This window comes from Mobiluncus porci (assembly GCF_009695935.1).
Classification (GTDB): domain Bacteria; phylum Actinomycetota; class Actinomycetes; order Actinomycetales; family Actinomycetaceae; genus Mobiluncus; species Mobiluncus porci.
In genome coordinates this window covers 26,319-50,711 of the sequence record NZ_VUMY01000014.1, presented here as the reverse complement: position 1 = coordinate 50,711, position 24,393 = coordinate 26,319, and the positions used below count along the sequence as shown (strand labels likewise).

The window sequence follows — 24,393 nt, the reverse complement described above, 5'->3', positions numbered from 1 at the left end:
TCGAAGTCAGACTTTGCGATTGGAGTTACTGTGCCCTTTTTACTTGATAACATTTCCTTTTCTTTTACCGCCACTCCCCTGTTGAGCCGTGTGTCTTTGCGCTGTTCACCGGGTCAGCGCCTGGCGGTTGTGGGGCCGAATGGGTGTGGGAAGACCACTTTGCTGCGCCTCGCAGCTGGTGACTTGGAACCGCAAGCCGGTTCGGTGACGCAACCAAGCCGGGCGCGGTGTCTCTTCAAACTTCCAGAGTCTGATGCTTCTGTGGCGAATTATCTTGACCAACAATCCGGTTCAATAAGTGCGAAACTCAAGCGTTTCGAGGAACTTTCTGGCCAGCTTGCAGACAACCCAGGCGCGAAAATCCCCGAGGAATATTCCCTCTTACTCGAGGAGCTAACCGCCTTGAACGCTTGGGATTACGAAAGCACCCAACGCGAATTGTTGGGACAGTTCGGACTTGCCGATTTGGACACCTCGTGCCCAATGCGAACCTTGAGCCCGGGTACGCTCGCTCGCCTGGCATTGACTGGAATCCTCAATGACCACGACGCCGCGCTGGTTCTCGATGAACCCACCAACCACCTTGACGCCGTCAGCCGCGAGACGCTTATCGAGACTCTGGTCAAGTGGCCCGCCGAGGTGCTTTTCGTCAGTCACGACCGGGATTTTATTGAACAGGTCGCCACTTCCGTGATTGATCTTGATTCAGCGGTTTGGCAAGGGCTGGCTCTGGCTCGGGGTGAGAATCAGCAAGGCGTCTGGGAGACTCGCGGTGGTTACAGCGACTACCTGCGAGAAAAGGAGAGGGCGCGGCAGAGCTACCAGCGCATTTACGAGTCCCAGCAAGAAGAAAAACGCAAACTAAGCGCACACCGAGAGGCTTCCGAGGTGGTCGGGCACATAAAGTTCAAGCCGCGCACCGAGATTGGAGCAGCCCAAAACTTCTTTGCCGACCGAGCTACCAAGGTCTCAACTCGGCGCAAAAACGATGACCGCACCCGGCTGGAGCAACTGTCGAGACGCGAGGTAATGAAGCCCAGGTTCGCACACTTCGGGATTGAGATTCCCCCGGTTCACCTCGGCGCCGGAATTGCTTTGAGTGTCCGCGAGGCGAGTGTCCCGGGACGTCTTGCCGTTGTGAACCTGGAACTCGCCTCTGGCGAGAAACTCCTTGTCACTGGACCCAACGGGAGCGGGAAAACGACCCTGTTGGACTGGATAGCAGCGGGTGCGCCGCCCACAGATGACGCATCGGGGCTGGTGAACTGCAACTGCAAGACGGTGTTGATCGGGCAAGACCTTCCCGAACGGACTGACACAGCCATCCCTGCAGACTGTTGGGAGAAAGGCGTTGGCGTGGCGGGTAAAGGTATCTTGCATCCGAAGTTTTGGAATATCCCCCTGGGGAAGTTATCCGCGGGTAACCTGCGACGCGCCCAGTTCGCGCTGGCGCTATCGAGGATTGCCTCACAAAACGCCGCGCTGATTGTGGATGAACCCACAAACTATCTCGACCTGGATTTCGTGCAAGTCCTGGAAAACGCTCTAACCTCCTGGAACGGCACGCTAATCCTTGCCAGCCACGACACCTGGCTCATCAACCATTGGCCGTTTGCCCGTCTTATGCTGCAATGACCAGTTTCTCGAGCTTCTATAAATGAGTCATGGGGACGTGCATTTTGACTCATTTTCCATTGAGGACGGGCAAGAATGGTAAAAAAATTTACCATTCTTGCCCGTCCCCAATGGTAAATTTCTAGAAACAGGATCCGAGATACATCGACGCTTCCTAAACGAATTCGGGGACCTTGCGCTCATGAGCACATTGAGTGAGGTAAAGGTTGATGAGATTCTGGTAAGGCACGCCAGTTTTCGCAGCCAGCTCCTTGAAATAATCAATCGCCTCCACGCTGACCTGCATGGTTATCGACTTGCGCAACTGCTTCGCATAAGGATTCGCCTTGGCTTTGGAAAAATCATATTCTTTACGCATTTTTCTCGCCTTTCATACTGTTTCGATTCACACTTGGTGGCTTTCCGCGCCGAAATAACGCGAATCACCCCATTATTCTCAAGGTAACAACGATAAACAACCAGGAGCCGTGTCTTCTCACTCAAACCCAGGATTACAAACCTTTCCTCGATAATGGATTGGTCCGGATCAGGTATGACCAAGGCGAAAACATCCCAAAAAACGCTTCAAGCCTCATCGAAACTCACACCGTGCTTGGCAATGTTCGTCTTTGCTTTGTCCTCATCTCAGGAAAACCGCAGAGTCCCCATATTGCTATTATACAGCTAATAGCCATATCAATCCAGGCATCAGATGCGCTTCGTTCTCGGTTGCCTCGACTGCGTCAGCGGCGAAGTTTTCAAACACACCACCTTCACGAATTTCTATAAATAGAAACCTAAAACGTAGCTATGCTCAGCGCACTGCCAAATACGCCGGCGCTCTGAGCATAACTGCACTTTCTGCGCCGACTCCGTCGACTACTCATCCCCCATCGGAATGTCGAAGGCCTCAAGGATGGCACGCATGGTGTCCTGCCCATCGAGACAGGTGTCAGTGAGCCATACTGTTTCTTCGTCCCAGTTCGCGAGGCCGCGGTAATAGAACCTCTTTTTTGAATCATCTATCAGAAATGGCACAATACCCTCGGCGAGGCACTGCCAAAAAGCAATCAGCCGCCCGACCCTCCCGTTTCCGTCTTGGAAGGGATGAATCCGCTCAAAACGGCCGTGAAAAGCGATGATGTCGTGAATATTCGCCGATGGGAGCGTGCCATACCACTCGAGCAACTTCCGCATCTCGCCAGCGACATCCCGTGGAGGGGTGGTTTCCCTCCCGCCAACCACATTCGGTCGAGTCTTGTAATCGCCCACCGCAAACCAGCCGAGTCGAGACGCCGTGGTGTCATGCTTCAAAATGCGGTGCAACTCCTTGATGAAATCCGCGGTCAGGGGCTCTTCCGCGTGGTCAATGCAGTAATCGATCGCGCGGAAATGGTGCACTGTCTCCAAAATGTCATCAACCGAAATCGCCTCGTCCAGACCAACTGTGTTGGTTTCAAAAATCAGTCGGGTTTGACTCTCGGTAAGCTGACTCCCCTCGATGTGGTTGGAGTTATAGGTGAGCCTCACCTGGAGCTCGTGATATATGCCTCCGGAAATTCCTGCCGACTTTTCCTCACGCAACACCTGGAGCAGTGGGTTATCGGATTTCTCTTCGTACAGATCCCCGGGAGCGACCCCCAAGAACCCAGCGATTCGTTCCAACACCTTTCGAGAAAGTTTCTCTCCTTTGGCAATCTTTGCAATGGTGCGAGAGGAAATCCCGAGGCGTTTCCCCAGGCCAGACCGGTTTAGGTCGAGCCCCCGCAGTTGCTTTTCCAGTCCGCTGTAATCGTACATCCCCCACCCCCAATCTTTACTTTATAATAGGTTACTTGTAGCAATAAGTAAAGATTATCCGGGGTGTATCACCCGAGTAAAAGCAGCCCGAAGACGACACAGAAGAACACGGCGAAAAGCAGAAGATAAAGCGACCAGCCGATAACCTCACCCAAGAGTTCGCCTTCTTTTTCCGGCTCCCCCATGGCCGCGGCCGCAATCGCGAGCGACTGCGGCGCGATGAGTTTCCCGATAACTCCCCCGGCCGTGTTGACCGCGACTGCGAAGGCCCCGGGCAAGCCGATTTGTAAAGCGGTGGTTTCTTGGAGGGCTGCGAACAGCGCGTTGGCGGAAGTCGCGGAGCCGGAGACAGCGGTTCCGAGGTAGCCAATCATTGGGGACAAGACCAAGAAGGCAATGCCCGTGCGGGCCAGTAAGGTCCCAATCGTCAAGACCATACCCGAAATATTCATGACATAGGCCAAGGCGATGACTTCAACAATCGTGGCCGCGGAAAAACGCATGGAGTAAATCGCCGCTCCGAGTTCCCCCAGCACTCGCCGCCACCCCAGCGCATATTTCCCGCCTTCGTTGGCAAAAGTGAACACAATGCCGGTAACGATGGCGGCCACAGCAATCAAGACACCCGGCTGGGAAAGAATCGGAATCACCACGTTGCCGGTGTTGGTGGCGGTTTCCGGTTCGACGGCGGAAGCCACCCTCCCGGCCAGTCCCGGCCACGCCACCCGCAGGTCTGTTGCAGACAGGGCACCCGCCACCACCGGCACAAGCCTCCCCACGGACAAAACAAGGATAACGAGCGCGTAAGGCATAACCGCCAAAGCGACTCTGTCGAGGCGCAGATCGCCGGGGCGCGCGGTGAGGAATTCCTCTGGAGTGTCCGGCTGATAGAGCCTCACCAACAGCGCAATCACGAGGAAAGTCACAATCGGCGGGAGGACTCCCCCGAGCTCAAAAGAGATAAAACGCAAGGTCAGGAACTGTCCCGCGCCTTCGGTTACCCCCATAATGAAAGCGAGGGGAAACATCTGGCTGAAGTGGTTTTTATCAATCAGCAACGTCAGCATGAAAGGCATCACGAAGGCAATCCCGGGCTCCAGCACGGAAACATAGGTCGCAATATCCGCGGCATTCTCAGTCGGGGTTCCGCTGGTCATTAAGGAGGCAGCGGTCGTTATCGGCACTCCGAAAGCCGCGTAAGCCACGGGGGAAGTATTTGCGACGAGGGCAATCACCGCGGCTTTTTTCGGCTCAAAACCGAGCCCCATCAACAGCGCCGCCACAATCGCGACCGGCACTCCGAAGCCCGCGAGCCCCTCGAGGAGTCCCCCGAAACACAGCGCAATCAGCATCGCTTGGAGGCGAAGATCCCCGCTTCCTACCGCGGAAAAAACTTTCTGTAAGTCCACTTCCCGCCCCGTGGCTTCCATCAACTTGTGGAGCCACACCGCGGCAATCACGATGATCACGATGGGGATAAGACCGTTCAAGGCGCCAAGCGCGGCGGCGGAAAGGGCCATGTCCACCGGCATCCGGAAGGCCACAATCGCCAGCAAAATCCCAAGTACCAAGGCGATCAAGCCGGCTAGGTGGGAGCGCATCCGCATCGCCCCCACCAGGGCGAAGAACCCCACAATTGGCAGGGTTGCGACAAGTGCGGTGAGCCACAAGAGGCTACCCACCGACTCAACATCAGGAACAAACATTTTTACCCCTTTTTTTGCCCTCTATCTTAGCCGCTTAGTCCGCGCCACATTTACGACGCTACGCCGGGGTCAGACCCTGCTGGCTACACTTCGTTACGCCACCGAGGTCTGACCCGTCGGCTACGCCTGCACCCGCGGCGCCGAGGCCCGACCCCATAGTTTCTCCAAGAAACAGTGTCCCCAGTTTTCGTGATACTATGCAAGCATGTCGCAAAACCTGCTGCTGTTGCTTTGCCGCGTAGGGCTCTAATGCCGAGACCACCTGCGCGGCTAAAACCTATGCTCGGCAGGAAAAAGGTCTTGCAACAGTAGAAAAGGATATATAAATGCGCACCTCTGGATTTTCCAACCGTCAACAAACTTCCGGTATGCCTTTTGGGAAATACCGCCCCTTCCTGGAAACCAATCCCGTGTCTCTCCCCGACCGGACTTGGCCAGGAAACCGCATCACGAAAGCGCCGCGTTGGCTGTCGACCGACCTTCGCGACGGCAATCAGGCCCTCATCGAGCCCATGGATCCCGCCCGGAAACGCGCCATGTTCGACCTCCTCGTAAAGATTGGCTTCAAGGAAATTGAGATTGGCTTCCCCTCAGCGTCCCAAACGGACTTTGACTTCGTGCGTTCCCTAATTGAAGACGACGCGGTCCCAGAGGATGTGACGGTTTCGGTTCTCACCCAGTCCCGCTCAGACTTGATTGGGAAAACCATCGAGGCCATCAAGGGCTTCCCGCGCGCTACCGTACATATCTATAACGCGACCGCGCCGGTTTTCCGCGACATTGTCTTCCACAATGACAAGCCGCAGACCGTGGAGTTGGCGGTAGCAGGCACCCGCGAGGTCGTGGCCCAGGCGGAAAAAATCCTTGATGACGAGACGATTTTCGGCCTCGAATATTCTCCGGAAATCTTTGTTGACACCGAACTCGATTTCGCCCTCGAAGTTTGCGAAGCCGTCATGGATGTCTGGCAGCCGAGCTCTGAGCGCGAAATCATCTTGAACCTTCCCACAACCGTGGAACGCTGCACGCCGAATATTTACGCCGACCAGATCGAATACTTCTCGAGAAACATCTCCCGACGCGAATTCGTTTGTATCTCCGCCCACAACCACAACGACCGCGGCACCGGCATCGCCACCGCGGAGCTTGCCCAGATGGCGGGCGCGGACCGCGTCGAGGGCTGCTTGCTCGGGCAGGGCGAACGCACCGGAAACGTTGACCTAGTCACTCTCGCGCTTAACCTGTTTAGTCAAGGTATTGACCCACAACTTGACCTCTCGAACCTCGACGAGGTCCGCGATACGGTGGAACACTGCACCCGGATGTCAACCCCGCAGCGCTTGCCCTATGTCGGCGAACTCGTCTATACCTCGTTCTCCGGATCTCATCAAGATGCCATCAAGAAAGGCTTCGCCGCCCGCGAAGAAAAGGTCAAGGCCGCTGGTGGAGACGAAAACGCGGTCATCTGGGAACTCCCCTATCTCCCGATTGACCCCCACGATGTGGGGCGCAACTACGAGGCGGTCGTGCGCGTCAATTCCCAGTCCGGCAAGGGCGGGGTCGCCTACTTGATGAAAGAAAAGCACCACCTCGACCTGCCGCGTCGACTCCAGATCGAGTTTTCCAGGATCGTCCAAAAGACCACCGACAAGTTCGGCGGGGAACTCACCGCGGACAACCTGTGGAAGATTTTCGCAGACGAATACCTCCCCGCCTCGGAGGCCGGCATCGATGGGAAACACTGGGGTCGTTTCTTCCTCGACGGCGCGCACGTGTCGAGCGTTCCCACCGCAGAAGGCGGCGACACTGAGGTCTCTATCTCCTTAAATGATCGCGGCGCGAAAGTCCAGATGGAATCGGTCGGCAACGGGCCGGTCGATGCTTTCGTCCATGCCTTCGAGAAGATGGGTCTGGAGGTGCGGATTCTGGACTATGTAGAGCACGCCATGAGCGCCGGACGCGACGCGAGCGCCGCCGCGTATGTGGAGGCGGTTGTGGATGGGGAGGTGCTGTGGGGCGTGGGAATCGACCCCTCAACGATTCGCGCCGCCTACAAGGCCGTCATCTCCGCCATCAACCGCGCCCAGCGGTAATCCGTATCTACTCTTGAGGTGGGCGTGACTTCACGTCGTCGCTCGGGAAGGCTCTCGCAGCTACGAGGGAGCACCCTCCCCCATCGCGTCTCCGCGTCGCCCTAGTGAGTACCTTACGGGCCAACCCCCAGGCGGCTCCGAGCGATCGTCCCCTGCGCGACTCCTGGCGAGTAACCCGAGTCGCGGGTCGAGACCTAGTACTTGAAGGACTCGATACGGCTGAGCAGGTTGGAGGCACCACTGTTGATGTCTTGAATGCGTGAAGACATGTCAACAATCATTTCACCGGCTTTTTGTGCGCCGCCAGCAATCGTGTGGATCGAGCCAGCGATGGATTGCGCACCTTCGGCAGCTTCCGACACCGACCGCGACATTTCGTTCGTGGTAGCGGTTTGTTCCTCTACCGCGGCGGCAATTGTGGTCTGGAAGTCGTTAATCTGGGAGATGATATTGCTGATTTCATCAATGGCACTTACGGCATCAGCCACATCGGACTGGATGGTTTCAATCCGCTTGGAAATCTCCTCCGTAGCGGTTCCCGTCTCCGCAGCCAGGTCCTTCACTTCCCCAGCGACCACGGCGAAGCCCTTGCCGGCTTCTCCAGCGCGAGCCGCCTCAATGGTAGCGTTCAAGGCCAAAAGGTTAGTTTGCTCCGCAATGGAAGTAATGGACTTAATGACTTCCCCAATTTCCTGAGAAGAAGTCCCGAGGCGAGACACGACTTCGTTAGTCCGCGCGGCTGCCTCGGTGGCCTGCTGAGAAACACGGGCCGCCTCGTTGGCGTTGGAAGAAATCTCGCGAATGGAGGCACCCATCTCTTCAGCGCCGGCAGCCACCGAGTCAATCGAGTTCGAGACCTGCTCCGCGGCGGCGGCAACCGTGATGGATTGTTCTGCCGAAGCACTCGCAGCCTCGGTAACATCAGCGGACTGCTTAGACACTTGCTCGGCTTGTCCCACTACTCCCGCAGCCGCTTCATCGGCGGCGCTGATGAGGTGACGCAATGATTCTTTTGCCCGCTGGAGCTCTACTGTGGCTGCGCCCAGCTCGTCGCTGCTCAAGATCTTGTCCTCTTGGGTCAAGTCCCCTTCCGCCACAATCTGCAACGCATTTTGAATATTCTTGACGCTCTTTTCGATTCGTCCCGCAAAGACGAAAGCAATGATCAATCCCAGCGCGAAAACTAAGACGGTAACCACGATGCAGATTATGATAATCGTCATACCTTGAGCTGCAATTTCAGCATTTTTAGCTTTAATCATGTCGTTGAATTCGACGCGAATTTGTTCGTAATCCGCAACGAAGTTTTTAATCAAAGTTCTGGAACCAGTCGGGGAAGTATCCCACAGCATATTGGAATAAGCGGTCATGTCATTCGGATTAGCCGCCGGAATCATGGTATTCATCACATGATCCATCCACTTGTCATAGTCTTCTTTGTACTTGTTCCAGGTAGGAAGCTGCTGGGGCACCCCGCGAGCTTCAGCCTCTTCGATGAGTTTGACGCGATCTGCCCTGGCCTGTTCCAACTGACCCACCAAATTGTCAAGGGTTTCCTGGTCATGCACGGTTCCCACCATGGAGAAGAGAATTCTCGCCCACTCTTGGGAGAAACGCAATTTGTCCTCAAAATCGGTCCCACGCAAGGTGGTTTCCGTCAGTGCCGTGGAATTGGCTCGATATGAGCTAATCCCGATGGTAGCGGCGGACGAAACTATAATAGCACCCAATGCCACCAAAACAATTGTTGCTATAATCTTGATTCGCAAACCCAATCCGGGGCGAAACTGCTGTCCATCAGCTAGGGCAACTTTCTCTTTTTCCGACATGACTCAGCTTCCTTTCTTGAATTAGTACAGTCAGTCGAAAAATAATTTACACCTTACAGCCTGGATAAATACCGTAAATACAGATAGCTCTATATGTTAAGACATACATATCTGCCTATTTTAATTCCAGGAGAAAGCCTTGATCCAAATACCATCGCAGTGGCCGATCGAGGACTACAATTGCCCCTCCACCTGGGTTGCCGTTAGTCTCAGCGGTGAGTCCTTCCAACACCGCCATCGGCAGGGGCGCTCGCACTTCAAAAACTCGGTAAGGTTTGGCTTGGTCAAGTTTCATTCCCCGCGCTGCGAGCGGCGTTCCGAGGGCAAACAAAAACTGAGCCTTGTCATCATCAAAGCAGTCGAGCAAATCCCCGGTGTGGAGCTCATTCGATCCTGGCTTTCCACCGCGAGAAATTGTCCGCGCGTCAATCCCGATTCCGGTTTTCTGGCCCCGCTGGGGTGCATCCGCGGGCAGCTCCCCCACCGGAAGAACTTCTGTACAAAGTCGATATACGAGGTCAACCGCTTCTTCGAGGGAATCAACCATATCGTAGATTGCAAATTCGCTGCCTCGTTGAGAGCCGACTACATACTCTTCGTCTCCCCACGGCGCCACCACCCACGGATCTTCGGGAGCAAGTGGCAGCTCGGGGTCGCGCGGGTCAAAGCCGCGCACCACGTCCGCAGACGTCATTCCTTTAGCAGCCACTAGTTCATCAAAATAAGTTCGGTAGGCCACCGCTGTGGCTTGGTTCTTTCCGGCCTCATCGTGAGGAACGTCCCACAGGCGGTCTCCCTTGGAGGAATGTTTACCAGCCCGTTTTTCAGCACGATCCTCCCAAATTAGCTTCGCCAGTTTGGCAATCTCCTCGTGGCGGTCATCGCGCAGCTGCGCCACAACCTTCAGCGGGGTTGCGTCATTGGCCAAGGCGGCTCTTTGCACCCGCGAATCCCCATCATGAGCCAGTTTCGCGAGAATACTCGGCGGGGTTCGTTCTTGGGTAGCCACCAGGTAGCGCGCCCGCCACGGCGCGGCTAAGGCGACGGTTTCCAAAACAGAGTCGGGAATCGTCGCGGATTGAGTGACAAATTCGGCCAGATCCGGGCGTTTCCGGATAATTTCTTCCCACACGAAAGTCGGCGCGATATCGGTGGTGGCGCGGAGAAAATCGTCTTCATTCTCCGAAGCAATCAAATCGGCGAATTCTTGCACCGAACCAATCACGAGCGCCTCCTTTCCGAAACTCGACCTGTTATTTAGTTTAGTGCACCAGGGGAAATTTTGGCTCTGCTACGCTGAGTGAGTTGCCGGTCAAACCCTAAAAACGCGAAACGGCGAGTTCAGCAACTTGCTCAAACTCGCCGTTTCGAGATTCCTCGCCTAAGACCTAAGTCTCAGGCAGGGCTATAGACCAACCCCTACTCATATTTGAACTGGTTGATCTTCCCCGTCAGCGCCTCGGCCTTAGTCTTCAACTCGGTTGCTGTAGCACCCAGCATCTTGAGCGGCTCAATTGCTCCCGCAGAACTTTCCGCATAGGTGGTTATATTTGCTGCTACGTTTGCGGAACCCGCTGCTGCTTCCGAGACGGAACGCGACATTTCTTGAGTTGTCGCAGTTTGTTCCTCCACAGCGGCAGCGATAGTGGTCTGGAAATCATTAATCTGGGAAATGATTTCACTAATCCGCTTCATCGCCGCGATAGCACCCTCGGTGTCTTCCTGAATTTTCGCAATCTTCACCGTGATTTCTTCAGTTGCTTTCGCGGTTTCCGAGGCCAGATCCTTCACCTCGCCGGCCACAACCGCGAAGCCTTTACCGGCATCTCCCGCGCGAGCGGCCTCGATGGTGGCGTTAAGAGCCAACAGATTCGTTTGTTCAGCAATGCCGGTAATCGTATGGACAACTTCATCAATTGCTTTCGAGGACTTTCCGAGTTTATCCACCGTTTCTGTCGTGGAAGCAGCCACGGCGGTAGCCTCTTGGGAAACTCGAGCCGCCTCGTTGGCGTTTGACGAGATTTCCCGAATGGATGCACCCATTTGTTCAGAACCTGCCGCTATAGTCTGAATACTTTGAGAAACTTGCTCCGCGGCTCCCGCTACGACTGCAGCTTGTTCCGTCGCTTCTCTCGCCAAACCTTCCGTGTCCGCAGTCAACTCCGTCACCTCAGCAGATTGGCTACTGACGTTTTGGGATGCTTCAGCCGACGCTCTGAAAGCTTCTCGCAGGGTCGCACCTGTCAGATTCATAGCTCTAGACATATCCCCGACTTCATCGTTTGACAGCACTTCCGCGTCATGAGTCAAATCACCTTGTGATAAGGCTCTCACAGAATCCTCCACCGAGGTCACAGACCTCACAATACTGCGTCGGATTCGTCCCATCAGGACGACAGCGATTCCTCCTTGCACCAAGATGGCAATAACCTGGATAATAATGTTTCGGATGATGGCGGCATCCAAGGTGCTTTTCGCTTCCTCCCGAGCGGCGAGCAAAGACGGTTTGAATTCGTCCAACTTCGCAACAAGAGCGCTAATTTCTTTAGTCAGAACGTTGTTCAAAGTGTCGGAGTTGGAGCCTTTCGAAGAGTTTAACTCTGTATTGGAGGTCTCGATGAGTTCTCCCAGTTTCTCAGTCGAAGCCATAAGATCATCAAGCATTGCTTGGTCGTCAGGATTGGTAGTGAAAGAACCCACCAGCTGAAGAGATTCTTCTATCAATTTGAGATTCTCGTCGCGGAGCTGCGCATAATTATCGTTAGCTTGCCCCATTAAAACTGACTGCGCATACGCATACTGGTACTTTCCGACCTGGTAGGTTTCAGATTCGATGACTGACATTCTTTCTACTGAGGTGGCAGCATTCAGAAAGCTATTAACCTGGGAAAAAATGATTCGACCCGATAGGATCATCAGCACGGATAAAGACACGACGCCAATAATTATTGGCAAAGAACCTAGTAGCATACGTTTTAGTAGGGTGGTGCGACGATGTTCTTTGGCAGGTTTTTGAGTAGTGCTGTTTTCAGTCTTGTTCAATGTTTTTCTTCCGTCAGTCATGGTCTTACCCCTTAGTATGTGAACTCGCCAAGCTGGCTATTGAGGTGGTTAGTCTGGGCGGTGAGCCCAGAAGCGCGTTCCACGGCGTCACGTAGGTTGTCAGAAGCCTTGGTTGTATTATCTGCGATTTCGCTGATGTTGGCGGCGATTTCGGTGGATCCTTGGGAGGCTTCCTGGACCGATTTGCTCATCTCGTTAGTCGTCGCGGTTTGTTCTTCTACCGCGGCCGCAATGGTGGACTGGAAGTCGTTGATCTGGGAGATGATGTCACTAATCTGGCTGATTGCCTCCACAGCATGACCGGTGTCGGCTTGAATCTGTTGGATTTGTTCGGCAACTTTCGAAGTCGCACTTTGGGTTTCTGCCGCAAGATCCTTCACTTCGGAGGCAACCACGGCGAAGCCTTTACCGGCATCTCCGGCGCGGGCCGCTTCGATAGTCGCATTCAAGGCCAACAGGTTGGTCTGTTCTGCCACCGCGGTAATCGTCTCGATAACTTCTCCGATTTCCTGAGAGGATTCACCAAGTTTAACCACGGTTTCATTTGTCCGCTGCGCCACTTCCGTGGCTTCAGCAGCGACCCGAGCCGCCTCGTTGGCATTCGAGGCGATTTCGCGGATGGAGGCTCCCATTTCTTCAGCTCCAGCGGCGACAGTAGCGATATTGGAAGAGACTTGTTCTGCGGCGGCAGCCACGGACTGAGCCATATCCCCTGCGTTAGTGATCTCGTCTACAATCATCTGGCCATCTTGGGACATTTTAGCTGTGGTAGCATTCACTTCTTGGGCTGTAGCGGCTACTTCGCTGAAAACAGAACTCAGGCTCGTGGAGGCATGTCTGAGTTTGTCTGCTAGTCGACCAACTTCGTCGTTAGTATAGCGTTTTGGAGTGGGAGTCAAATCTTTTTCACTAAACCGGTGAAGAGCTTGGGAAGACTCTCCTGCAGCGCGAGAAACCCCTTTCGAGAATGTCACATACAGAACTAACAAGATGGCTATAAACAAGCTGGTAAACACCACAAGGAAGGCATAAACCATAGGTTCAATAGCTCTCGTTTGGGAAGTCATCGCTTCATTTTGCTTACGCAAATCCGTGCGTATATCCAGCACTGCTTCGTTGATTTTTTTGGAAGTGGCATTAATCTGTTCTTCGTTAGCAAGCGCAGCCTCGTAAAGACCAGTGGGGGAAGCAGCGGATGCCGAAGAAACTTCATCACTAAGGGTCTGAAGTTCGCTGAAGGCAGCTTTAACCTCCTCCAGTTTCACTAGTTGATTTTGGTTCATAGCGCTGGTGTCAAGATTTTGGAGCTTTTCCTTGAAAACGGCCATTGCCTTGGTGTACTTTTCGAATATTGCCGGAGTTGAAGGATCTTGACGATGCACTGCATAGAGACCGCCAGTCTTCAAATAACCGACTTGTTGCCAGTCGCGTTCCAAGGTGGTGATGGAATCTGAGGTTCCAGCGGATGCCAGTTTTTGATCGGTGTATCCGCTTGTAACAGCAACACTTCCCCAAAAAACTGACGTAATTATGACCAGCGCCAGGACAGAGGACAAATTAATTAGAAGAATCTTCTTCGCTAGGGGAAATTTTTTGTCTGCTTTTGCAGTTGTCACCTCTGCGGGTGCCGTTTTCTCTGCCATAGCCCACTTCCTTTGTTATCGCTTGCTACCCTGAGCCTTTCGAAACCCGAGGGGGTCGAGTGACCCCGATGGCAGTTCCACTCGAGTCTAAGGCCCTGAACAGTAGCTATACGTGTGCATGTTATCCCTAGAGATTATCGGCATTTCCCCCGCAATTGTCTGGGACTTTAGTCCTGATTTTTGGAAGGATTGTCTGGCAAATTTGCTTGTGATTGGTATTTCAACAAAATGTTACAGAAATTAGGCTACCGGTCGCACCCCGAGTTTCATGAGCCCCCACGTCACGGATTCCACCATCGCCTCCCAGGAGGCCTCAATGATGTCCTCCCCGACCCCGACCGTAGTCCACTCGCGCTCCCCGTTCGTCGTGGTGATTAAGACGCGGGTGACCGCGTCCGTTCCGGAAGTTGTGTCGAGAATCCGGACCTTGTAGTCAGTCAGTTGGAAGTCTGCCAGCGCCGGATACACATCCATCAGCGCCCCGCGAAGCGCATGGTCCAGGGCATTAACCGGGCCGTTACCTTCTCCGGTCACGACCCTACGTCCCGCGGCGGTGTGGAGTTTCACGGTGGCTTCTGCCAGGGCTTGGCCCTTGCTGGTTTCGCAAGTCCCTCCCGCTTGAACCAGGGTTCGCCAGGTTTCGACTTCGAAATAACTCGGCAGGTCCCCACCTTGGGAACGCACCAGCAACTCGAAAGAAGCATCAGCCGCGTCGAAAACATAGCCGTGGGCTTCTTTCTCTTTCACTGCTTCCACGACCCGTCCCGTGAGGAACGGCGTGCCGGAAAGGTCGATTCCCATCTCTTTGGCCTTCAATTCCACACTCGCGCGACCGGCCATCTCGGAGACGAGCATCCGGATGTCGTTGCCTACAATGCTTGGGTCAATGTGCTGGTAGAGGTTCGGGTCGACGCGAATCGCCGAGGCGTGCAAACCCGCCTTGTGAGCAAAGGAGGAGTCGCCGACATAGGGCAGGCGCCGGCTCGGCTTCAAATTCGTGATCTCCGCGACGCGGTGGGACGTGCGGGTGAGCTCCGCCAGACCGTTTTCACCAAGGAGGGATTTCCGTCCGAGCTTAATCTCGATATTCCCAATCAGGGTCAGCAAGTCGGCGTTACCGGTTCTTTCGCCATATCCATTGACACACCCTTGCACCTGGACGGCACCGGCCCGGACCGCGGCAAGCGCGTTTGCGACCGCGCAACCCGTGTCATTGTGGGTGTGGATCCCGATTTTGAGACCTTTTAACCCGGCCTCGTCAAGGAAAGCGCGGGCTTCCAAGACGCGTTCATGGATGGAGTGCGGGAGGCTGCCGCCGTTCGTGTCGCAAAGAACCACGGTTTCGGCTCCGGCCTCGCCCGCGGCTTTCAAGACTTCGAGGCCATATTTCGGGTCAAAGTTGATGCCGTCAAAGTAGTGTTCCGGATCGAGGAAGACGCGCCGTCCTTGTTTCGTGAGGAACTCCACCGTGTCGCTAACCATCTGGAGGTTTTCTTCCGCGGTAGTTTTGAGTGCCTGCTCCACGTGGCGCAGGTCTGACTTCGCCACAAGGGTCACGACGGGAGCCCCCGAATCCAAAAGCGCTTTGACCTGGGGGTCCGCGTCTGCTTTCGTCCCGACCTTGCGGGTGGACCCGAAAGCCGCCAAGGTGGCGTTCTTCAAGCTGAGCTGGGTTTGAGCCATCGCAAAAAACTCCGTGTCTTTCGGGATAGCGCCCGGCCAGCCGCCTTCGATGAACCAAACCCCGAGGTCATCAAGGGCCCCCGCAATCTGGAGCTTGTCCTTAATGGACAGGGAAATTCCCTCCATTTGGGCCCCGTCGCGCAGGGTCGTGTCGTAGATTTCCACCGGATTATCAAGCGTGTTTGCCATGTCCCTATATTACGTGGAATTTCACCAGTCGCTAAAACCCAGCAGCTTTCTGACGCGTGAACCCGCGGGTAGCGCGACGCTGTGTTTTACTTAGGCAGCAGCAGATTTCACTTGCCGCGCCTTGACGAGGTCCTTCGCTGCAATCCCGAGAACGAAGACGATGCAGAGCACACCGAAGAGTTTCGCCACTAGGCCCTCAGCAATGAACAGGAGGCACATGGCGAGAAGAATCGGAAGCAGATGTTCGAGAGATTTCAAGATGTAACCTCCGAAACTCGGCATCTTGACTCCGCGGGAATCCGCCACCGATTTCACCATGAAGTTCGGCCCGTTGCCGATATAGGTCATGGCCCCGCAGAAAACTGACCCGAGAGAGATGGCCACCAGGTACGGTTCGGGAACCCCCGCCACGACCGGCGCGCCCGGAATTTCCAAGGTGCGCGCCATCTCGAAGAACGTCAGGTAGGTCGGGGTGTTGTCGAGGACAGAGGAAAGCGAACCGGAGAACGCGAAGAACGTCACGCGGTTTAGTGGCAGATGCGGGGCGACTTGGGCGAGGTAGCGCAGCGCCGGCATCATGGTTAAGAAGATCCCGATAAAGAGCGCGGCGACCTCGATAATCGGCCCCCACTCGAACTCGTTGTCCCCGAAACGCACTGATTTCTTGGTCAGAGCATAGGACGCTCCCGCGGCGGCGAGCATGAGGATTTCTCTTAGCGGCACGAAGTCGAGACCGCTGGCCGCGCCTTGTTCAATGGCCGCGAGATCGATGGAAGGCGCTGCGGCCACAGCCGCGACGATGACCGCGAGCCACAGAAAGTTCAGCCCTCCACGGACGGAAAGCGGCTGACGCTCGGTTTCGTCGGCAACAATGGCTTTTTTCGGCTCCATGGCGTAGAACTTCGTGTCGATAGCCCAGAAACTCAACAACAAGAGTCCGTTGACAAACAACCATTCTTTCCACAGCCCGAAAGTCCAAACGAAGGGTACCCCGTTCAAGAAACCTAGGAACAGCGGCGGGTCACCGAGAGGGGTCAGTAGTCCGCCACAGTTTGCCACGATGAAAATCAGGAACAACACCGTATGCGCCTTGTGAGTGCGCTCCTTGTTGGTGTTCAAAACCGGTCGGATTAAGAGCATCGCTGCACCGGTCGTACCGACAAAGGAGGCGAGAACCGAGCCGACACCGAGGAAAATCGTATTGTTGCGCGGGGTGGCGCGAATATCGCCAGCAAGGAAGATACCACCCGAGACCACAAAGAGCGAGAACAACAGGATGATGAACTGGACGTATTCCCACATTTTTTCAATGACAAAACCGCCTTCGCCACCGGCTACAAGCCAGATAGCGACCGGAACGCCGAGAATGAGAGACCAGGCGAATTGGAAAGCGTGGCGCTCCCAATATTTCGCGGCTTTCGGCCACAGCGGGAAAATCGCGATGGCCAACAACATCAGGACGAAGGGGATAATCGACCAGGGTTGGTAGGTTATTCCGGTGGTTTCGGCGCTTCCTGGCGCATATCGCGCGGTTAGTTCCGGAAGAATTCCGCAAGAGGAAAGATTTACCAACACTTGAGACCCTCACTTCTTTCTGTTCTTGGGCGACTTTGCCCTTTATTTAGAATATGGCAAGTTCGCGCGGTTTTTCAAACCGCGCGAGGACTATATTCCGATATTGCCGCGCATAACTCTTACGATTTTTGAATTTATTGCCTTATTAGGCAATAAATTCAAAAATCGCCTGTTCTAGGCGCTACCATCGCGCCTATCTTTCCGATAACCGGTGTTATTTCACGCGGTAGCACCAGCCGTGGGTATCCTCAGCTCTCCCCCACTGGATGTCAGTGATGCGGTCGTGGATATGCTTGGTGAGCGGCCCGGTCGGGACGTCGACAACGAAGCCCTCCCCGCCGAGCTTACCGATCGGGGTGACGACCGCGGCAGTCCCGCAGGCAAAAAATTCCGAAATCTTACCGGACTTGATGTCATCAAGAAGCTCTTGCAACGCAATGCGCTCTTCACGGACGTCCACGCCTTCCTCAGCGAGCAGTTGCTTGATGGCTCCGCGGGTGCCGCCTTCGAGGATGCAGCCGGTCAAGGCGGGTGTAGCAACGTGGCCGTCTTTATAGACCACAAAGACATTCATGCCCCCGAGCTCGTCGATATAGGTGTTGGTTTCACCGTCCAAGAAACAGACCTGCTCATAGCCTTTTTCGTAAGCGATTTCCTGGGGTTGAAGCGACGCGGCGTAGTTGCCGGAAGTCTTGGCCTCGCCGGTGCCGCCGGGACCCGCGCGGTGATAGTCCTCGGAAACATAGATGCTCACCGGTGAGAAACCGCCCTGGAAGTAGGAGCCGGAAGGCGAACCAATATTGAGGTAGGTGACCTCCGCGGCCGGATGTACCCCGAGGAACGCTTCGGAAGCATACATGAAGGGACGCAAGTACAACGTCGCCCCGTCCTCAGAGGGAACCCAGCGTTCATCTTGGCGCACCAGGTCAACGCAGGAACCGACAAAGTCTTCTACCGGAAGTTCCGGCAACGCCAGACGGCGGGCCGACTGGTTGAAACGGTTCGCGTTGAAAGCCGGACGGAACAGCCACAGCGAGTTATCCGCGCGGCGGTAGGCTTTCAGGCCCTCAAAAACTTCCTGACCGTAGTGGAGGACGGAAGTTCCCGGCGTCACCGGCAGCGGCCCGTAGGGTTGCAGGGTTTTCTCTCCCCAACCGCCGTCCTTGGTCCAAATCGCGTGAGCCATGTAGTCAGAAAAATCCTTGCCAAAGGCGAGATCGCTCATGATGCGCTGGTATTCTCCGTCGCTCGCTTTGTGGTCGTGAGCTTGGGCGGCCCAGCGTCCGGCGAGTTCGTCCGCTGGCGGCAGGGGTTGTGTAGCGAGTTCTTCGAGGTTACTCATTTTGTTCTTCTTTCGAGTTGAGGGTTGCTTATAGATTAGCCGCGATCGCGTCGCCAATCTCGGAAGTCGAGCGAACGAGCGGACTTCCAGTCTCGGCGGCCTGGGCGCGAGCGGCCATGTCCTTGTCGACCGCGGCCTGCACCTTGGCGGCGAGGTCGGACTGGTCAAGGTGGTTCAGCATCAAAACTAGCGAGGAAATCGTCGCGGTCGGGTCGGCCTTACCCTGACCCGCAATATCCGGAGCGGAACCGTGAACCGGCTCGAACATGGAGGGGAAAGTCTTGTCCGGGTTGATATTGCCCGAAGCTGCGAGCCCGATACCACCGGTGATCGCACCGGCTTCGTCAGTCAAAATGTCACCAAACAAGTTATCAGTCACAATCACATCGAAGCGACTCGGGTTCGTGACCAAGAAAATCGTGGCGGCATCGACGTGGAGGTAATCCACCGAGACCTCAGGAAACTCCTTGCCCACTTCCTCGACGGTGCGCCGCCACATGTGACCGGCGTTTACCAAGACATTGTGCTTGTGTACGTAGGTGAGGTGCTTGTGCCGCGCCATCGCCTCGGCGAAAGCGTAACGGACCACGCGCTCCACCCCGAAGCGGGTGTTTACCGAAACCTCGGTCGCGATCTCGTGCGGGGTGCCTTCACGAACCACGCCGCCGTTGCCGGCATAGAGCCCTTCGGTGCCCTCGCGCACGACCACGAAGTCGATGTCGCCGGGGTTCGCCAAAGGCGTCGGGACGCCGGGGTAGTACTTGGAAGGCCGGAGGTTCACGTAGTGGTCGAAGTCAAAACGGAGTTTCAACAAGAGCCCGCGCTCGAGCACTCCGGATTGCACCGAGGGGTCGCCCACCGCACCAAGCAAAATCGCGTCGTGATGCTTCAGGGCCTCTTCGGTTTCATCGTCCAAGACCACGCCGTCGCGGTGATAGCGCGCCGCGCCGAGGTCATACTGGGTGGTTTTGAGTTCGATCCCCGCCCCGTCGAGGACCTTTTTCAAGACCTTCACGGCTTCGGGGACGACCTCGTGGCCGATGCCGTCACCCGGAATCAGCGCCAAATCAATCGTTGTCATACTTCTATCCTTACTTTATCTTTTGTTGAATCTTCAAGTATTCCGTCGGGTCTAACGCCGGTGAGTTGGGCGGAAACAATGGCGGTCATGATGAAGGCGGCGCCGATAGCCAAGCGTAAGGTCAGGATTTCCCCGCCAAACGTGACTGCGAAAAGGGTCGCGAACAGGGGCTCTGTCGCCATTATCAGCGCGGCTTCCGTGGATGACATTCGCGCTTGGGCCCAGGTCTCCAAGAAGATGGCCCCTACCGAACAGACCGTCGCCATGTAGATGAGCTCCGCCCAGACGAGACCACTTTGGGGAAGTTGAATCCCGTCAGATACCGCCGGGAAGAAAGACACCGCGCCAGTTCCCCACATTTGCAGCGTCGTGAGTGCCCCCGCGGAACGGCCCGGTGCCACCACGGAAAGACCAGCAACTTGGATTGCAAAAAATATTGCCCCTACGAAAGTCAGGAACTCGCCGGTTCCGAAACTCCATCCTTTTAATGACAAGGCAGCAAGCCCCACCCCCGCCAAGGCTACCCATAGCCAGGTAATCGGCTTGAACTGTTCCCGAAACACCACGAGAGCCACCACCGGAACTATGACGATATACATCGCGGTGATGAAACCGGATACCGAGGCATCAGTGGTGTAGAGACCGATGGTTTGCACGAGTTGGGCAATCCCGTAGAGGAGGCCCAAGCCAAAACCGAGCGCCAGGGTTTTTCGATCGGCTCTGAGGAGGTCGCGTCCCCAAATGACAGTGGCCAAAATCGCCGCCATGAAGAACCTGACGGTGAGCAAATCGGAGGCAGAGAGCTCGCTTAGCGCATCCGTGCGAATCATAAAAAAGGTCGAACCCCACATGGCGGTGACCAAGGTCAACGCCAAAATGGGGATCAACTTTTTCATCTCTCGTCCTTTATTCAAACCACCGATTACGTTCCATCTGCTCGCCTGTCGCTACGCCGTCGGGGTCAGCCCCTTCTGGCTACGCTCAAACGCAACGTTTGCACCCAACCAGGGCAACGCGGAGCGGAAGACCGGACTCGGCGCGGGACTGAGGGGTGAGCGATGTGCGATAATAAAATCGCACATCGCGAGGGGAAACCTCCCCTTTCGTCCCGCGCGAGCCGGTCGAGCGACGCGAGCCCGACAGAACGGGCTGTTGAAACACTACGCCGCTGGGGTCAGAGCCGCTGGGGTCAGACCCGCGCCGGCCACACCTAACCGCTCAGCGACTGGCATGTCCTTCGACGTAATCGGTGTCTTTGTTCGTGTTCCAGGTGAACATCTTGCGAAGCTCCCCGCCGACCTTCTCGATCTGGTGTGATTCGTGCTCGGCGCGCAGCTTCTTGAACTCCGGCGCTCCGGCAGCCTGGTCGTCCATGAAGCGCTTGGCAAAGGACCCGTCCTGAATGTCGGACAAAACTTCCTTCATGTGGGTCTTCACGTCCGGGGTAATCACGCGCGGACCGGAGACGTAATCGCCGTATTCGGCGGTGTCGGAAATCGACCAGCGCATCTTGGAAAGACCGCCCTCATTGATGAGGTCAACGATGAGCTTCAACTCGTGGCAGACCTCGAAGTAGGCAATCTCCGGCTGGTAGCCGGCCTCCACCAAAGTCTCGAAACCGTATTCAATCAGTTTCGACACGCCGCCACATAAGACGTCCTGTTCGCCAAACAGGTCGGTTTCAGTCTCTTCGGTGAAGGTTGTCTTGATGACACCGGCGCGGGTTCCGCCGATACCCTTGGCGTAAGCCTTGGTCAGTTCCCAAGCGTTACCGGAGGCATCTTGTTCCACGGCAATAACGTCAGGAACGCCCTGGCCAGCAACGAAAGTACGGCGCACCACGTGGCCGGGGCCCTTCGGGGCGACCATGCAGACGTCGTGGCCCGCACCCGGCTTGATGTAGCCGAAGCGAATGTTGAAACCGTGTGCGAAGAACAGCGCGGCATCACTCTTCAAGTTCGGCTCGATTTCAGCCTGGTAAACCGCGCCCTGCACCTGGTCAGGCAACAGAATCATGATGACGTCGGCCTCTTTGACCGCATCAGCCACGCTTTTCACGGTGAGGCCCTGCTCCTCGGCCTTCGCCCGCGAGCTCGAGCCCTCCCGCAAGCCGACCACCACGTCAACCCCGGAATCGCGCAGGTTCAGCGCGTGGGCGTGACCCTGGGAGCCGTAGCCGATAACCGCAACCTTCTTGGACTGGATGACCGAGAGATCCGCGTCATCTTCGTAATAAATTTCCGCCATGGTTTTCTCCTTTTAATAGTTGGCGACTGTCAAATTCTAGGTGAGTTTTTTCTTGCTCTCAAAAACCCATTTTCAGGACTCGCTCAAATCTGGTCGGTAATCGAACGCGAGCCGCGCCCAATCGCCACGTTACCGGACTGAACAATCTCGCGTACCCCGTAAGGCCCGAGTTCCCTCAGCAAGGCAGCGTGTTTGGACGGCGAGCCGATAGACTCGATAACCAGGGTCTCGCGGGCGACATCAACCACGTGGGCGCGGAACAGTTCCACAACCTGCAAAACCGCGGTGCGGTTCGAATCGTCGGCTGCCACCTTGATAAGCATGAGCTCGCGCTCTACCGCCCGTTCCGGCTCGAGTTCAACAATCTTCAAAACGTTCACGAGCTTGTTCAACTGCTTGGTGACCTGCTCCAAAGGAACCTCGGAAACATCGACCACAATCGTGATCCGCGAAATCTCGGGCTTTTCGGTCTCTCCCACGGCGAGCGAGGTGATGTTGAAGGCGCGCCTCGCAAACAGGGCCGCCACGCGGGTCAAAACGCCGGGTTTGTTTTCTACCAGCACGCTCAAAGTGTGTGTGTTACTCATCTCTCTTAGTCCTCCCACGTCACGACTTTGTTAGCCGTATAGAAAACTTTGTCATTAGTCTGGCCGGCGGGAACCATCGGGAAAACCATGGCGTCGGGGCTCACCAGAACCTCCACCACTACCGGCCGGTCGTTGATTTCATGAGCCTTCTTCAGACCCTCCTCCAGCTCTTCGGGCTTCGTGATCCGAATCCCCTCGGCTCCGTAGGCCTTCGCGAGCATCATGAAATCCGGAATCCCCACTCTCCCGCATTCGGAGGCGTCGCGCGCCCCGTCGTGGAGGTCAGTCTGGGAATATCTCTCGTTGTAGAACAGGGTTTGCCACTGGCGCACCATGCCGAGCGAGGAGTTGTTGATAATCATGACCTTGATGGGAATGTGCGACTGAGTGCAGGTGGCGAGCTCCTGGTTGGTCATCTGGAAGGAACCATCCCCGTCAATCAGCCACACTTCCCGGTCGGGGTTGGCCACTTTCGCGCCCATCGCGGCCGGCACTCCGAAGCCCATCGTGCCGAGTCCACAAGAGGAAATATAGGTTCGAGGATGACGGTAGGTGATGAACTGGGAAGCCCACATTTGGTGCTGGCCGACGCCGGTGACATAGATGGTGTCCTCGTCAGCAATGTCCCCCAGCACCTTGATGGCCTTTTGCGGGGTGACGAGACCGTCTTGTACGTCATCAAAATACAGCGGGTATTTATCCTTGAGCTTTGTGAGGCTCGCAATCCACGGGGACAAATCCGGTTTCCCGTACTGTTTGTAGGCTCCGGGGAGTTCGCGCAACAGCGCACCGAGAACCTCTTTCAAGTCCCCCACAATCGGGACGTCCGCTTCGCGAATCTTCCCGATTTCAGCGGCATCAATATCGACGTGGATGACTTTCGCGTGAGAGGCGAAGGTCGAGGTGTCTCCGGTGACGCGGTCATCAAAGCGGGTGCCGAGTGCCACCAAGAGGTCGGCTTGTTGCATCGACAGTACCGCGGAAACCGAACCATGCATCCCCGGCATTCCCATGTGTTTCGGGTCCTCATCGGGATAAGCGCCGCGGGCGGTCAAGGTGGTGACCACCGCCGCGCCGGTCATTTCCGCGAGTTGGGCGAGCTCATCGGTAGCATTTGCCGAAAATATCCCACCGCCCACATAGAGCACCGGACGGCGCGCGGCCGCAATCTCTGCCGCTGCCGCGGAAATCTGTTGACGAGAGGGCTTGCCGGGAACCTTGTAGCCGGGAAGGTTGAGTTTTGGCGGCCAGTTGAAAGTCATCTTGCCGACTTGAGCCGTTTTCGACACATCCACCAGAACCGGCCCGGGGCGTCCAGTAGAGGCAATATGGAAGGCTTCAGCAATTTTCTCGGGAACCTCCTGGGGATCCATCACCAAGAAACCGTGCTTGGTTAGCGGCATGGAGGCCCCCACGATGTCGGACTCTTGGAAGGCGTCCGTGCCGATGGATTCCTTCCCGACCTGGCCGGTAATGGCCACCAGAGGCACCGAGTCCATCATCGCATCGGCGAGTCCCGTCAGCAGGTTCGTCGCCGCTGGTCCGGAGGTCACCAAAGCGACTCCGACTTTACCGGTTGATTTCGCGTAGCCCTCCGCGGCGTGGGCGGCTCCCTGCTCGTGGCGGGTGAGGATAAAGTTCAACTTTTTAGAGTCGTACAGCGGGTCAAAGGTCGAGAGGATGGCACCGCCGGGGATGCCAAACACATCGACCACCCCGAGTTCTTCGAGTGTTCGGATGACGGCTTGGGCGCCCGTCATGACTTCCCCGCTTTCCGGGTTCTCCGTAAAGTTGCTTCCCGGGGCTGCGGCTCCGGGGGTTTTTTGATGGTTCGCACTCATGGGGTTAACTGTAACGACCTCCATGGAGGAACCCAAAAAAAAATCGAAAAATCTCACATAGTGGATAACGAGCCATTATTTGAGACGCTATAGCTGTCAT

At 55.9% G+C, this 24,393-nt stretch carries 17 protein-coding genes and 1 pseudogene; 2 read left to right on the top strand and 16 right to left on the bottom strand.

The genetic code is table 11. The features are described 5' to 3' along the window. The first annotated feature begins 30 nt into the window (after positions 1-30). Entirely contained in the window at positions 31-1,635 is a 1,605-nt protein-coding gene (locus tag FYJ63_RS08105; RefSeq protein ID WP_338106885.1) for an ATP-binding cassette domain-containing protein, read from the top strand. Between the two features lie 154 nt (positions 1,636-1,789). Here the strand turns inward: FYJ63_RS08105 and FYJ63_RS08100 are convergent, their stop codons facing one another. From FYJ63_RS08100 to FYJ63_RS08085, 4 genes and pseudogenes are all read right to left on the bottom strand, one after another. After that, positions 1,790-1,993, bottom strand: a complete 204-nt coding sequence (locus FYJ63_RS08100) for a CopG family antitoxin (protein ID WP_154545577.1) — start codon at positions 1,991-1,993, stop codon at positions 1,790-1,792. Continuing rightward, positions 1,924-2,184, bottom strand: a pseudogene (locus FYJ63_RS11505) (BrnT family toxin); the annotation flags it as partial. The pseudogene FYJ63_RS11505 and the gene FYJ63_RS08100, both read right to left, overlap by 70 nt. Before the next feature lie 309 nt (positions 2,185-2,493). After that, complete coding sequence (locus tag FYJ63_RS08090; protein ID WP_154545575.1) at positions 2,494-3,414, bottom strand: Fic family protein; 921 nt, start codon at positions 3,412-3,414, stop codon at positions 2,494-2,496. Between the two features lie 68 nt (positions 3,415-3,482). Then, the gene (locus FYJ63_RS08085) at positions 3,483-5,120 is read right to left on the bottom strand and encodes an L-lactate permease (protein ID WP_154545573.1); all 1,638 of its coding nucleotides are present in this window, start codon (positions 5,118-5,120) and stop codon (positions 3,483-3,485) included. 326 nt (positions 5,121-5,446) lie between these two features. On the opposite strand from FYJ63_RS08085, the gene leuA reads away from it, so the two are divergent. Beyond that, positions 5,447-7,213: a 2-isopropylmalate synthase gene (gene leuA, locus FYJ63_RS08080; RefSeq protein WP_154545571.1), complete on the top strand. Its 1,767-nt coding sequence runs from the start codon at positions 5,447-5,449 to the stop codon at positions 7,211-7,213. 194 nt (positions 7,214-7,407) lie between these two features. Here leuA and FYJ63_RS08075 read toward each other — a convergent pair whose 3' ends face one another. The 12 genes from FYJ63_RS08075 to FYJ63_RS08020 form a co-directional block, all read right to left on the bottom strand. Continuing rightward, positions 7,408-9,042, bottom strand: coding sequence for a methyl-accepting chemotaxis protein (locus tag FYJ63_RS08075; RefSeq protein ID WP_154545569.1), 1,635 nt, complete (start codon positions 9,040-9,042; stop codon positions 7,408-7,410). A 115-nt stretch (positions 9,043-9,157) separates the two neighbouring features. Further along, positions 9,158-10,267, bottom strand: coding sequence for a TNT domain-containing protein (locus tag FYJ63_RS08070; protein ID WP_287847784.1), 1,110 nt, complete (start codon positions 10,265-10,267; stop codon positions 9,158-9,160). Between the two features lie 194 nt (positions 10,268-10,461). Then, complete coding sequence (locus FYJ63_RS08065; protein ID WP_154545567.1) at positions 10,462-12,105, bottom strand: methyl-accepting chemotaxis protein; 1,644 nt, start codon at positions 12,103-12,105, stop codon at positions 10,462-10,464. An 11-nt stretch (positions 12,106-12,116) separates the two neighbouring features. Continuing rightward, a complete protein-coding gene (locus FYJ63_RS11215) occupies positions 12,117-13,748 on the bottom strand; it encodes a methyl-accepting chemotaxis protein (RefSeq protein ID WP_229770072.1) in 1,632 nt (543 codons plus the stop codon). Positions 13,749-13,988: 240 nt separating this feature from the next. After that, positions 13,989-15,620, bottom strand: coding sequence for a citramalate synthase (gene cimA, locus FYJ63_RS08055; protein WP_154545565.1), 1,632 nt, complete (start codon positions 15,618-15,620; stop codon positions 13,989-13,991). Between the two features lie 90 nt (positions 15,621-15,710). Then, positions 15,711-17,114 carry a sodium:proton antiporter gene (locus FYJ63_RS08050; RefSeq protein WP_277026239.1) on the bottom strand — a complete coding sequence of 468 codons (1,404 nt, stop codon included), beginning with the start codon at positions 17,112-17,114 and terminating at the stop codon, positions 15,711-15,713. Positions 17,115-17,409: 295 nt separating this feature from the next. Continuing rightward, complete coding sequence (locus FYJ63_RS08045) at positions 17,410-18,537, bottom strand: branched-chain amino acid aminotransferase (protein ID WP_154545563.1); 1,128 nt, start codon at positions 18,535-18,537, stop codon at positions 17,410-17,412. A gap of 28 nt (positions 18,538-18,565) precedes the next feature. Further along, on the bottom strand, positions 18,566-19,618 hold the full coding sequence (locus FYJ63_RS08040; RefSeq protein ID WP_154545561.1) for a 3-isopropylmalate dehydrogenase: 1,053 nt from the start codon (positions 19,616-19,618) through the stop codon (positions 18,566-18,568). Continuing rightward, positions 19,615-20,514 carry a DMT family transporter gene (locus tag FYJ63_RS08035; protein WP_154545559.1) on the bottom strand — a complete coding sequence of 300 codons (900 nt, stop codon included), beginning with the start codon at positions 20,512-20,514 and terminating at the stop codon, positions 19,615-19,617. The genes FYJ63_RS08040 and FYJ63_RS08035 overlap by 4 nt, the downstream gene beginning before the upstream one ends. Before the next feature lie 322 nt (positions 20,515-20,836). Next, entirely contained in the window at positions 20,837-21,865 is a 1,029-nt protein-coding gene (ilvC, locus tag FYJ63_RS08030) for a ketol-acid reductoisomerase (protein WP_154545557.1), read from the bottom strand. An 83-nt stretch (positions 21,866-21,948) separates the two neighbouring features. Then, positions 21,949-22,452, bottom strand: a complete 504-nt coding sequence (ilvN, locus tag FYJ63_RS08025) for an acetolactate synthase small subunit (RefSeq protein ID WP_154545555.1) — start codon at positions 22,450-22,452, stop codon at positions 21,949-21,951. 5 nt (positions 22,453-22,457) lie between these two features. Next, a complete protein-coding gene (locus FYJ63_RS08020; protein WP_154545553.1) occupies positions 22,458-24,293 on the bottom strand; it encodes an acetolactate synthase large subunit in 1,836 nt (611 codons plus the stop codon). Positions 24,294-24,393: the final 100 nt, after the last annotated feature.